The organism is Aquimarina macrocephali (genome assembly GCF_051627225.1).
In the GTDB taxonomy this organism is placed as follows: domain Bacteria; phylum Bacteroidota; class Bacteroidia; order Flavobacteriales; family Flavobacteriaceae; genus Aquimarina; species Aquimarina macrocephali.
This window is the reverse complement of sequence record NZ_CP151795.1, coordinates 3374309-3387917: the sequence shown is the minus strand read 5'-3', so window position 1 is coordinate 3387917 and position 13609 is coordinate 3374309. Positions and strand designations below refer to the sequence as shown.

Below are 13609 nucleotides of genomic sequence, written 5' to 3'. Positions count from 1 at the left end.
TTATGATCTGGGGAATCACATTAATTCTATTAAGTATTATAGCAGTACCATCATTATTGTTATCTAAAAAACCAAACGCGAAAGAACTTTTAGAAAAAATCGAACCGTATCAAGGTTGGATCGGACTTGTATTTTGTTTCTGGGGAATATGGGGAATCATTTCTTCAATCCTTGGTATAGGCTGGCTTGCAACATTCCCTATTCGATGGGTAACCTTTTTGGCAGGTAATATTGTTTCGGCAGTACTAGGATTCATGTTAGGTTTTGGTATGATTAATAAACTTGTACTATCTAAAAATGAAGCGGCCAAAGAGAAAGCCAACCAATTAAGAGCAAAATTAGCTCCAAAACAAGGTAAACTAGGAATCCTTGGTTTAATTGTAGGTGCTGCAATGATCGTATTATCATTTTTGCCTTACTAATATTAACACCTCTATAAAACTTGTTTTTATAGTACTTACAACAGTAACAACTGCCATTTAGCAGAAAAAATCCAAAACATCATGATCATATTTGGAACAGGTTCTTCAACTATTCATCCCACAAAATTAGAAGGAGGAAATTGCCCATATTGTAATACAGAAAACAATATGTGGATACAAGGATATGGAAAATATATTCATGTGTTTTGGATACCGTTCTTTCCTATCGGGAAAAAAGTATACTCGGTTTGCGGTCATTGTAAAGGAGCTTTTGAAGAAAGAGAGCTTCAGAGTCAGCAATTGATACAGAGTTTTAAAGATTATAAAAACAATCAAATAAAAACTCCATGGTATCACTTTACAGGACTTACGATTCTGGTTGTGTTTATCGCATTACTTACTGTACTGCCTTATTTGGTAAAATAGAAACAACGTAAATCATATAATTTTTTAAAATGAAAAAACTCGTTTTTATAATGTTCCTAACGTTTGCATCAGCTATTTCGCAAGAAAATAGTGAGACCCTAACTATTGTAGGAGAAGCGAACAAGAAGATAGAAGTTAACAACTATTATCTTACCATTTCGCTAAAACAACTCGTTGCAAATGGATATCAGCAACTTGAACCCAAAAGTTTATCGCAGGTTAAACAATTATACAGTGATAAGTTAAAGACTATAGGAGTTGATTTTAGTAAGTTTCAAAAGAATGTTCTCTATCAACTGTATGCATCTTACTCAGAAGTGAATGATATTTCATATTACAATTATGCAACAACTTCTGAAGAAGAGGTGATCAAAATCACCAAACAAAGGATGAATGGTTTAACAATTATGCAGGTCGAAGCAGTAGCCAAAGAAAAAAACAATACAGAATGGGCTGCTTTAACACTCACTGCAATTGAAGATGCAAAAGTGAAAGCCAAAAAAACTGCTGATCATCTCAATAAAAAATTGGGGGATATTATAAAGATCGAAAATTCTGATTCCAGAACGCAATACATAAACATGCATAAACCAGGAGAAATTCAAAAACATCTTGTAAAAGTAACTTTTACACTAGAATAATAACGGTGTATATCAATAAATAAATTAACACATAAAATCAAAAAAATGAAAACAAAAATTTTAATCTTAGCTGTTATCCTTGCTTTTGGAAGCAATCTAAATGTCCAAGCTCAAAAATTAAAAAAGTTTGGTAGTTCTATCGAAAAAAAGATAGGTCCAAAAACCATAAAAGTGCCTTATACAGATGTTGTATCTTATATGGGATATGCTGCATCTGGTAATGAAGATGAAGTAAAAGATGGTAAGAAATTCTATTACATTTATGTATGGATTCCTGCTGTTGCTCCAGAAATTGGTGTAAGAATGATGTCTCCTGTGGGGAAAACCAAAATCAAAAAAGCAACACAATCAGCAGCATATACAGAAAATGCAAAATCAACTGATTATTTTGACACCTATATTACTTTAGAGCGTTCAGATATTATTAGTAAAGATAATATTAATGAAGGTGCGGTAAAAAGCGCTAACTGGGTTACTCTAGAACGTAACGATGATAGCAGCGAAATGCCAAAGCAACCAAGCGGAAGCAGTTATAACTCTCTATTAAGATATAAAAGCGAAGCAAGTGATCCTCTTAAAGCACTAACTGTTGGACTATATCGTATCGGTTTTACTACATACAAAACTGGTGAGGTAAAAGGTACTTTCCTAGCAGAAGTTGCAGCTCCTATCAAATTACCAGGAGTAGTAATGGCAAAAACTATCGAAGACTTGAAAAAGGGGCTATAAAACGTAAATTGGAATAGTGGCACCTACGGTTATTCCTATGCTTTTTGGTTCAAAAAACATGGGAATAACCTCTTTTCGAATGTCTTCTCTCTAAACTACCAATTTTAAGATGCAAGAAAACGACGATAAACAAAATCCTAAAGAAGAAAAAAAAAATCTTCTCGATGATATCCTGGCCAATGCACTCTCTTCTACAAAAAAACATGAAGAAACAAATGCAGGTCTTGAGACCAAACGATGTAAAAGCTGCGGAGCAGCAAGACCCGAAGACACAGATCTTAAATACTGTGATTTCTGTGGAGACCAATTTTACTAAAAATAATAATCTTTTAGAAATATGTCAATTAATGAAACACAAAATAGATGGGATGGATTCCTTAAAAAAATCAAAGATCGATTCGAGGAGATATTAGAAAAAACAGAAGCTGTATTGCCTTTATTATTCGAAGCAACTGATTTTGAAACCACTACATTTCACAATGCCTGGCAAGGAATTTATTCTCAAGCCAATGAACTTATCTGGAAAATAGATAGTACATGGGAAGATAAAGTCGAAGAAGCTTTTGAAGATGCAGGAGCAGAATTTGGTTCTAAAAAATTTATACAAGAAAGAGATAAAGGTTATCTAACAAAATTTGAACTTGAACAAAAACTTAAATCATACGAAGTGAAAATTTTTGCAGATGCTGCAAAAAAATTACTACAAGAAGTAAAAGATACTTTATCCAAAGATTTTTGTTGTACCCAATGTCAAGCTAAACTCCCGGTAAAAGATAATTTTTTCAGATCCTATTACAGTACTTGTGAATATTGTCAGACTGTAAACACATTCGAGCCAGGAACTAAAGCCAGAAACATCGAACATTTTGCTATCCATGCTCTTGGAGAAGAAGCTGCTTTAGAACATTATCTGCATTATGAAGAACTTAAGTTTCAAAATTATGTACAAGACTCAGAAACGTATGGTACCGAGGAATTAGCAACTCTATATCAAAAATATGTAGAAACCTACTTAAAGAAAAGAATCGAAATCATACCAGATTATAAAGATAGGTACGAAAAAGATCTCAAAGCTAAAACTGCATTCTTAACTAACTATTAGTAATCCTAAAAGAAAAAAATATGTCAAATTCATTTAGAAGTCAACTACGTTCGGTAATCGAATGGCAAAATCCTAAACCCGAAACTCTTTTTGAAAAATGGACAGAAAACGGGGACGAAATTAAAAATGCTTCAAAATTAATCGTAGGGCCTGGACAAGGATGTCTTTTTGTATACGAGGGCAAAGTAGAAGGCGTTTTTGAAGAAGAAGGGCTTTACGATCTTAAAACGGGTAACATTCCTTTTTGGACGACCATCAAAAATATCATGTATACCTTTGAGTCTGCTCATAAAGTAGGGATTTTCTTCTATAGAAAAGCAGAAATGCAAAATATACGCTGGGGAACCCCTTCTCCTATCACCTATAAAGATCCTGTTTATAATTTTCCTGTAGGATTAGGTGCTTTTGGTAATTTCTCTTTCAAAATCACTAAACCAGTCGATTTTTTTACCAATGTTATTGCAGGTGACGACTACTATCCTGTAAAAGCGATACAAAAAGTTATCTTATCCAGAATTACTCAACCTATCAGTGATTTTCTTGCCAACGCTTCATTTAGTTATGTAGAAATTGATAAACATCGTAATGAAATCGCATCATTCTCTCAGAATTCGAGTGCACAAATCTTCGATGAATTAGGTTTTGAATTACTTGATTTCAGGATAGAAGGAACCAGTTTTGATGAAGAAACCAAAACAAGAATTGGTCGAATTGCAGATATGAGTGCCGAAGCTCAGGCAATGAAAGAACTTGGTGTAAGCTACCAGGATTACCAGCAACTTGAGGCATTAAAAAATATGGCAAAAAATGAAGGTGGTGGTAATATCGGTATGCAAATGGGTGCTGGATTAGGAATGGGCCAAATGCTCGGAAATATGATGAATAATCAAGGACAGCAATCTACACCTCAACAAAATACTCCTCCTCAATCTGAATCTCAACCCCAAAACGACGACCCAGTACAAAAATTAGAAAAACTTAAGAAAATATTTGATGCTGGCCTAATCGACGAACAGGAATACAAACTGAAGAAACAGGAAATATTATCTCAATTCTAAAAACAAAAATCAATCTTTAAAAATTATACATTATGAGTACAACACATGAATTTACAGATCACGACAAAACAGAACAAGGTCAAAAAGCAATTACACTAGGTATTCAAATAAAAAACGGCGTTGGTTCTGAGAATTATGATTATACAAATCAGGAAGGAGCGGATTTTTCCTGGCCAAATATAGATCAAGATAAAATTGGTCATATTGAGCCTTGGTTATGTTATCAAAAAAACGCTGATAATACAATAGGAGGATGGGTAGATTTAAACAAATTCTCTAATGGAAAAGAAAGAAAACTTAATGCATGTTTATTAAGGTTAGGATTTCCAAAAGAATTAGGGCAAGATCATGAAGAAGCCAAAGCCATAGTAAAAGAAATTCAGAATAATGAAGATTTTGAAGCCGCTGCTCAAAAGTATGGGTTTAAAACTAATGAGCAATTTTCAATTAGAGATCATGTAGAATCAGCCAATATCAAATTAGAAGAAGCAGAATCCCAAGCATATGATGATGCTGACAACTTTTTAAAAGAACAAAAAGCTAAACTGGATGCTCAGATGGATGCTCATGTAGAAGCAGCAGAAGCTGGTGGATTATTAGATCCTATTAATGGCATTGATATGGAAACCTGGGCCGCTGCTAATGCAAAAATAGCTGGAGGTATGGGCTTAGAAGAAGTACTTAAAATTGTAGGAACAGAAAAACCAATCTGGGATGAAGTATCTGCAGAATGGACTGCAAGAATGTCTCAGGATACAACTTTTGCGATTTCTAAGGTATATGGTGATGCTTTTATGAATTCGAACATTGGCAAATTTGCAGATGCAGGAACCGATCAAGAATCTGAAACTGGTTCTCCTGCCGGAAACAATGATATTTATGAAGATTTCGAACTTTATATTAAAGTTATGTGTCATCAAAATATGGGAGCGGCTCAAGGAAAAGATGCTGCTTCAATCTTGCAAGAATACGGACTTACAGTTACCGATTGGAGTTCTGTAGGTATGCATTGGACTCCAAAAATGGCAACAGATACTCGTATGGCATTAAAAATGGGAGAATTAATGGAAAAATATAATGCAGAATTTGCTTCGGAAAAAGCAGGAGACGATATCGATTTTTAAAAGAAATAGAGTTTTATGTAAGATGGCCTGGGATTCATCTGCAACCCAATTACACTACATTGCAAATCTGATGAAATCAGGTCATCTTGTTTTTAAAAACAAAAAATAATTATGGAAAATAATATCAAACAATTCGGAATACATATTAAGAGTAAAGATAGTTACCTGGCATTTGTAACGATTAACAATACCAGCTTTCCAGAGTTTAGACATCTTAACAAGGTTCCATCTGTACTAAGAGAAAATGATCAAATAGAGCTTATTGTATATCTTCAAAATTTTGAAAGTGGATATCTGGTAGCTCAAGCGAGAAAACTGGCTTTGGGAGGGTTTAATGAAGATATAAATTTCAATATAGAGCCTTTAGAAAAAGAAAACATGTATAAGCTTACTACCGATACCACAATACCTGATGGTAGTTTTTTATTTATTTCTACAGGGTGGAATGAAATCTTAACTGTTTTTCTTGGAGATAGTGAACAAGAAGCCATCACTTTCTTTTCTGATACTAATTTAAGGCCAGCATACGCTGCTGTTCCTGATCTTGAAGAAACTATTAAAGCTTTTCCTAATTCTCAGGAATTAATAGACTTATTACCAGGATGGAAAGAAATTAAACAATTAGAGCGGCAAGAATTAGAATATAAATATGTTGAAGAAGCATGGCAAAAATATCAGGAAACCGAAAAAATTTCATTAAAAATAAGATACCTTAAAGATATGCAAATGGCACTTAATGGTTTTCTTGCTAATCATCCCGAAAGTAATAAATCTGAAGAATGCAGAGAAAGACAAATCGAAATTGACACCAAGCTTCCTGAGTTAGAAAAAATGATCTAGTATCTCGATAATTTATAAAAGATAGTTTAAAAAAACTTCAAAACCTATACCTATCATCTTTGTAATGTGAATTTTAGGCTTCAAAATAGGGATCAAAAAAAAATAGATACAAAAAATCATTTATAAAATTAAAAAAATAAGTACTAACACTTTAAAACTAAAAATTATGACCTTGGGAATCATATTAATTGTATTAAGTATTATAGTAGCAGCACCATCATTATTGCTATCAAAAAAACCAGAGGTAAAAGAATTTTTAGAAAAAATCGAACCGTTGCCAAGCTTGATCAGATTTATGATCGGACTTATATTCTGTTTCTGGGGTGTATGGGGAGTAATTTCGGCAATTTTAAATATAGAATGGATAACAACCTATCCTATCTGGTGGATCACCTTATTAGTTGGGAATATTATGGAAGCTGTATTAGGTTTCATGTTAGTTTTCCGCTCAATTAACAAGTTTTTCGTATTCAAAAATGGAGCTACAAAAGAAAAAGCAAATCAATTAAGAGGAAAGTCAGCATCAAAACAACGTAAGTTAGGAGTTTTAGGAATCATTATTGGCTGCTTGCAGATTGTAGCCTCTTTCTTATTCTATATGTAGTAAGAACATAGAAATAAAGAACAAGTAAATCCTGTTTTACAACCAACAAAATCAAACTGTTTTGTTAAAATTGAGAACAATTTCATAATCAATTTAATACGTATCTATAGCAATATAATTAAATGTAAATAAGATATTTAGCTCTAATAATAAACGCTCATATTTTGCAACTAGATTATAAACTATCACAACACTAATCTATAGAAAAAAACATTATGCAATTAAACATCACTACATTCATCCAAAAACAACTTAAAGAAATTATAGATCAAGCTGTTGCTTCAGGAAAAATTAATCCAGAAAAGTTACGAATGATTATCATTTCGCCCAATAAAACTTTTGATGTACTTAAAGTAACCTATAACAACGCCTGGGACGAATATTATTATGGATCCGAATATGATGATGCATCGGATATTGGTACAATTTCAATATCCGAATGGTTAGATATTGCAGATACAGCTTTTGAGAAAAGAGAAGGGTTAGATGCTCTTTATATAGATCGTGCGGTAGAACATGACAGAAAATATACAAAGATAAAGCCTGCGCTTACTTTTGACCATATATCTGACCAACTATATAAAAGCTATTTAATATGCTTGCGCGAAGAATTGATTTTACAAATTGAAAATGCTATAAAAAATGTAGCCAGTTCTTATACTCAAAAAGATTTCAAACATGTTGTGGGTTTTGTCACACACAAACTAACTTTTAAACAGGACGATAATGTAAGAATACTGGCTTTTAATCACCCTAATGGTTCTGGTCCATTTTATAATGTGATGCTTACCTTGCCTCAATCAAAATTAACCTATCCATATTTAAAGTTTTATGACACTGGTTTTTATTTGTTTTATCCCAAAAGCAATATATACGAAGGCTCTCAAGAAGAAAGCAATATATACACCTATGACATCAAAAATATCGAGTATGGCTTTATACAATCCAAACATAGAGAAAAAGCTATTTTTAGATTAACCGATGAATTTGAAGATTGGAAACTAGATGGAGGACATATCGAAGAAGAAGAAGGTGATTTACCAGAAGAAGCTTTTTTTAGTGCCTTTGATAAATTCATGGTTCAGTTTCCGGATAAAATAATAGATCCTTCACAGGTTCCAGATCCTATCAATAACGAACCTGACTTCACAAAATGGCTAAACACTATACAGGAACATAATCTGGATATCTCATACAAAGCAGAAGAAAAGCTTTATAACTATGGTGAAGAAGCTTTCAGAAAAACATTAAAACTCTTACCTGATACCAATAAAAACTATTCGGATCTTCAAAAATTCCTAACAGCCAGGTTATTTTCTGAAGGGCGATATGAGGAATCAACAGCAATCCTTAAATCTATAAAACAATTATCAGATCATTATAAAATACATCTGCTAGAAAACTTATATTTCCTGAATCGCAAAGAAGAATTTGACGAGTGTTATGCTTCAATTGAAAGCAAAAGCGCCAAAAAAGATGCATTATTGTCAAAGTGGTTATTTGATATCAAGCTATATCAAGATCAGAAGGATGAACTTAATAGACTAAAAGACGAACTCATTTCTTTTATGTCAGAAAACAAAGGATACACTTCAGCAGCCAGAGCAGCAATAGTATTAACCAAATTATATACAATTCTTGGAGAAAAAGATAATGCTTTATATTGTTTTCAGAGAATTTCTTTCTCTAGTGATATCCACAATACCATATTCAAAAAAGAATTTGCCAATTCTCCTTATATGCTTCAAGTGTATAATGATTATTTAGTAAAAGAGAAAGAAAAAGAAGATTTTAAATCCAGAGTAAAAGTATCTTCTCTTGTTATTCCCGAAACTGATAAACAAGAAATAAAAAAAGTCCCATATGAAGATTGTTATTATCTATCTCATAAAATCGAAGATGTTGATTTAAGTTGGGCCGTGCCTATTAGCAAGAATCAATTCATCGCTGTAAATGATGATAAAGAACTTTTTATAGGAGAAATTACAGATACTTATGAGATCATAAAACATACTATCATTGAGTTAGACAAGGAAAAAAGATATCACTATTCTTATCATAACGAAGTAGTATATGTCTCGGTCTATAATGAAGGAATAGTAAGATACCAAATCCAGGAAAATTCTATTATCCCTATAGAGGGTAGTATTAAAAATATTGAAAAAATACCACAATACGGTAATCTTAATATTTCTGATGGCCACTTGTATGTTTGTAATAATGAATACCTTGAAATCTTTGATCTTTCTAACCCGGATGCTAATCCGATTTCTTCAGACCTATTTATAGAAAGCGGATATAGTCTTCATGTTAACAATAATCTTCTGGTTGTTGGTGCCGGTGCTGGCTTGGTTCTTTTACTGGATATTCAGGATAAAAGCAATCCAACTTATTTATCCAGTATTATAGAAGATAAGACACCCGGAGATATGCATATAGAGTTTTTTGAGCACTATATGGTTACTCGATCTGTAATAGATATAAGTAATCCTGCTGATCCGAAATTTATCTGTCATAACTGGGACGACCTTGCTCCTATTTACTATTTTTCAGAAAAACCTGATATCCCATTATGTAGTACCGGTAATGAGTTTCTATTTACCACGTTATCTAAAGAAGACAATGGTAAGATTACACTTGTAAATTGGTTAGAAAGTCTAAACAAGGAAAATTTATATTGCGAACGATTAACCAGTAATATAGCAACGATGTATGATGGAGATACTGTTATTGGTTTTACTCCATATGATATCTGCATTTTAGAAAAAGATAAAAACCTTGCTCAACAGAAACAGGAATTTAATATTCAGGATATATTAGAAAAGATGGCTATTGAGTGTTTTGAGTATTTGGTAGAAAATTATCCCGATTTCAGTATCGGAAAAGTAGTTATGGAGCACAAACCAGATTATGGAGTGATATCACTTTCTTTTCAGGAGTGCTCAAGCCCTGCGGTAGTATCTAGTTTTTATGAGGAATCTCAACTCCCCATGGTCTATTCTAATTTTAATATTTACCAATATTTCTCAGGTACTTTGGATATGAATTTTGATCCTCAGATCATAAAAATGAACTATGATCTTAATAGTATCATAGATAAAATTATCTCGTATGATAGTTTTAATAGAATGACTGCAAAACATGTTTCAATACTTATAAATAATGAATCCCGATACTTAGAATTCCCTGATCATGACTGGAATCCATATCGTGAAATTAGTTCATCACAAGACCCTGAAACTGCCGAAGGCATTATACTTAGTGGTAATGAAAACTTGATCAAGCAGTTAGAAAGCAGAATGATTACCGAAGAAGGTGTTTTTAAAGAGTTGATATATATACTTAATCTGAAAAAACCTGAAGATGAAATTAGAAATACTTCTGGTTCTTTGAAAAATGGAAAATCTATTTCAAGCAGTTCACCAAAAATCAAACCATCATATATTCAGGGGCCCGCTTTTGGGCCAAAACAAGAAAACGATGATTCAAAAAACATTAATAAATTAAAAAACGAAGCTATTAGAATCATTTCTTCCCATCCTGACCGAAAAATTGTTAGGAACATCATATTTAATGGAGCAAAGTATAGTATCCCAAAACCAGTGTTAGAAAAAACTCCAAATGCTTCTACTATAAAACAAGGTTATATATCAATTCTGGTAAATAATTGGTATGGCCTATGGGATGAATTTTCTGAAGATCCTGAAATTAAAGCATTCTTATTAGATACTTTGGATACCCTAAATGATGAATTCCTAATGGCAAAGTTGGCCTATCGTTATAAAATGTATTCACATGAGTCTATCCACAATCATATCAAAAAATTGTTGACCGATACGTATGATGTTCTAGATTATTATAATTATATCGGTGATGAAGACAGAAATATAATTAATATTTCTAAGCTTCCATTGGTAGCTATAAAACCATTTGAAAAGGAGTTATTAGAAATTTTTGAGCAATTTGAATCTGATACAGATGAAGAGCAAAATCATCGTATAAAAAATATGATCATACCTGTATGTGATATGCTTATCAGGTTAGGCCACGAAAAATTCCCAGAGGAATTGATTTCTAAAGCAAATTCGGCTAAACGATATAATGAAGAATATGATGACGATCTTTTTGGAGATGATGATTATGAAAACGAAGAAACATTTCTATTACAATTATATCGAAAACAACAAGTTAAACACATACTACAAAGTTTTGAATCTGAAGAAGAAAAACCTATTTGGAATAACACTATAGAACCTGAGCCTTATAAAAAATCATGGTATACTACTATAGATGTATTATTTGAACAAGGAGAACATATCTATGGCGAAGATTTTAAAAAGATATTCATCCAAAAACTATCTAATAATATAGCCAAAGATGAAAATTATGATCACGACAGGCTATTAGCTTTCAACTTCATTCATTACACCTATAAACATATACAGAAAAGACCAGAATTGGCAAGTATAGCAGAAATTATTGTTGAAGCTATCACTCAGAACAAAGACAAATTCTCTGAAGAAATTGATTTATACAAAATCAAGGAAAAAAGTAAGTTTGCATTGCTTCAGGCTGCCTGGAATGATTTAAAAAACAAAGATCTCGAATTGGCAGAACAAAAAGGGGATGCTATTCTAAAAATAGATCCAGAATTTGGTCAGGCTTATTTTCTAAAAGCACGCTTGCTTTGGTTAAAAAAAGGAATTCCTGCATATCTTGAAAAACAAGAGGAGTATATTAAAAAAGCTTCTCATGATATAGCTACACTTGCACGGTTATACAATCTAACCGGTTGTGCATTAGATGTAGAGAAACGCTATGAAGAAGCATTACCTTATTTTAAAAATGCTGCACTAACTGCAACCAATGAGCCCATGTATCTTGCCAATATTGCAGAGATATATTATAAGCTTAAAAATCCAAAAGAAGCGTTAAACTATGTGCAAAAAGCTAAACAAAGTGGACATTCTTCAGAAATGATGGATGAAATCTCTACTAATAAAGGAATCATTAATTAAAAAACGCCATGAAGGTACTTATTAGTTTGTTGTTTTTTTCATTAAATATCTTATTCATGAGTTCCCAATCTACATCTCTCGAAAAGGAAATACTAAAATTAAGGAAGCTAGGAAAAGATCATATTATTCAACTAGCTTTAAAAGAATTACAATCAACATCCAAACCAGAAATAACAGAAGATAATTTTCACTTCATACAAGTAATGGCCAGTAACAAAAGAATCAAAGTTCATTTTGGATACAATGTAATCTATTTCCCAAAAAACAGTAGTTACAATACAGACATCATTGTAGAGTTTCCTTCTAAATTGATCTCTATAAACAGTGACAATAATGAAGGAAAGAGCACTGCTTTTTATCATCCCACATCAGAACATATGGATGTCATCAATTTTATTCTAAATCGTAATGACACCAATAATGATGTGTTTAACAAAGGCAATAAATCATCTGTTGTTATCTCTATTTATGAAAAAGAAAATCATTATCTGGTATACACCACATCCAGAAACCCTGATCAAGGTGGAATTGAATATATTGAAGAAATACATAAAGAAACCGGAGAAATTCTTTCTACTCTTAGCGGACATTATGATCCCGCACCAGAAACTCCTAATTTAGAAGAAGAAAAACTTATAGAAATAAATAACAAATAAAATAACTCTACGCATTTTTTAACTTAAAAATGAGATTCAAAATTAAGAAGTCAAAACCTACTGAAACACAGAATTCATTATTAGAATAGAATGATTAAATACAATAAATCATTCTATTCTAACAATAAACTCTCATATTTGTATCCAAATTGATAATCGTAGATTATCGCAAAACTAACCTATAGTGTTAAAAAGTGTGTGTGTCTTTATCACTAAAATCAAATCAATTATTTATGAAAACAAAAATCTTAATTTTACTAAGCATATTTGCTTTAGGAACTTCTGTTGATTCTCAAGCACAAAAGCTAAAGAAATTTGGTGGTTTAACCGAAAAAAAGATCGGTCCAAAAACTATAAAAGTGCCATATACAGATGTTGTATCTTATCTTGGATATGCAGCACCTGGTAATGAGGATGAAGTAAAAGATGGTAAGAAATTCTATTACATCTATGTTTGGGTTCCTGCTGTTGCTCCAGAACTTGGTGTAAGAATGATGTCTCCTGTTGGGAAAACTAAAGTTAAAGGAGCTACTGCAGCTGCAGCATATACAGAAAATGCAAGTTCTAGCGATTTTTTTGATACTTACATTACTTTAGAGCGTTCTGATATCATAAGCAAAGATAATATTACAGCAGAAGGAGCAAAAAGTGCAAACTGGACTGTTTTAGAACGTAATGATGATAGTAGTGAAATGCCTAAGCAACCTAGCGGAAGTAGCTATAATTCTTTATTAAGATATAAAAGTGAAGTTAGCGATCCTCTTAAGGCATTAACTGTTGGATTATACCGTATTGGTTTTACAACATACAAAACCGGTGAAGTAAAAGGTACTTTCTTAGCACAAGTTGCAGCTCCAATTAAATTACCAGGAGTTGTAATGGCTAAAACTATCGAAGAGTTAAAAAAAGGACTATAATATATACAACCTAATTTAATACACACACCTACGGTTATTCCCACATGTTTCTTAAAAGAATATGTGGGAATA

13 protein-coding genes are annotated in these 13609 nt (G+C 32.3%); all 13 read left to right on the top strand.

What is annotated here, in order from left to right; all coding sequences use genetic code 11:
- The first annotated feature begins 2 nt into the window (after positions 1-2).
- The 13 genes from AAFU52_RS14625 to AAFU52_RS14565 all read left to right on the top strand — a co-directional run bounded on the left by AAFU52_RS14625 (position 3) and on the right by AAFU52_RS14565 (position 13537).
- Positions 3-422 (top strand): hypothetical protein, encoded by a 420-nt coding sequence (locus tag AAFU52_RS14625; protein ID WP_024768909.1) that lies wholly within the window; start codon positions 3-5, stop codon positions 420-422.
- 81 nt (positions 423-503) lie between these two features.
- Complete coding sequence (locus AAFU52_RS14620; protein ID WP_024768910.1) at positions 504-848, top strand: zinc-ribbon domain-containing protein; 345 nt, start codon at positions 504-506, stop codon at positions 846-848.
- Between the two features lie 50 nt (positions 849-898).
- Positions 899-1489 carry an SIMPL domain-containing protein gene (locus AAFU52_RS14615; protein ID WP_024768911.1) on the top strand — a complete coding sequence of 197 codons (591 nt, stop codon included), beginning with the start codon at positions 899-901 and terminating at the stop codon, positions 1487-1489.
- 45 nt (positions 1490-1534) lie between these two features.
- Positions 1535-2218, top strand: a complete 684-nt coding sequence (locus AAFU52_RS14610) for a Lipl32 family lipoprotein (RefSeq protein WP_024768912.1) — start codon at positions 1535-1537, stop codon at positions 2216-2218.
- A 109-nt stretch (positions 2219-2327) separates the two neighbouring features.
- Positions 2328-2534, top strand: coding sequence for a hypothetical protein (locus tag AAFU52_RS14605; protein WP_024768913.1), 207 nt, complete (start codon positions 2328-2330; stop codon positions 2532-2534).
- Between the two features lie 21 nt (positions 2535-2555).
- Positions 2556-3320, top strand: coding sequence for a hypothetical protein (locus AAFU52_RS14600; protein ID WP_438422409.1), 765 nt, complete (start codon positions 2556-2558; stop codon positions 3318-3320).
- 20 nt (positions 3321-3340) lie between these two features.
- The gene (locus AAFU52_RS14595) at positions 3341-4378 is read left to right on the top strand and encodes an SPFH domain-containing protein (protein ID WP_024768915.1); all 1038 of its coding nucleotides are present in this window, start codon (positions 3341-3343) and stop codon (positions 4376-4378) included.
- Between the two features lie 32 nt (positions 4379-4410).
- Positions 4411-5502, top strand: a complete 1092-nt coding sequence (locus AAFU52_RS14590; protein WP_438422408.1) for a DUF6620 family protein — start codon at positions 4411-4413, stop codon at positions 5500-5502.
- Positions 5503-5613: 111 nt separating this feature from the next.
- Positions 5614-6342 (top strand): hypothetical protein, encoded by a 729-nt coding sequence (locus tag AAFU52_RS14585; RefSeq protein WP_024768917.1) that lies wholly within the window; start codon positions 5614-5616, stop codon positions 6340-6342.
- A gap of 166 nt (positions 6343-6508) precedes the next feature.
- Complete coding sequence (locus tag AAFU52_RS14580; protein WP_024768918.1) at positions 6509-6946, top strand: hypothetical protein; 438 nt, start codon at positions 6509-6511, stop codon at positions 6944-6946.
- Positions 6947-7161: 215 nt separating this feature from the next.
- Positions 7162-11964, top strand: coding sequence for a hypothetical protein (locus AAFU52_RS14575; protein WP_438422407.1), 4803 nt, complete (start codon positions 7162-7164; stop codon positions 11962-11964).
- Between the two features lie 56 nt (positions 11965-12020).
- Positions 12021-12620 (top strand): hypothetical protein, encoded by a 600-nt coding sequence (locus AAFU52_RS14570; protein WP_438422406.1) that lies wholly within the window; start codon positions 12021-12023, stop codon positions 12618-12620.
- A gap of 233 nt (positions 12621-12853) precedes the next feature.
- Positions 12854-13537 carry a Lipl32 family lipoprotein gene (locus AAFU52_RS14565; RefSeq protein WP_024768921.1) on the top strand — a complete coding sequence of 228 codons (684 nt, stop codon included), beginning with the start codon at positions 12854-12856 and terminating at the stop codon, positions 13535-13537.
- Positions 13538-13609 lie beyond the last annotated feature (72 nt).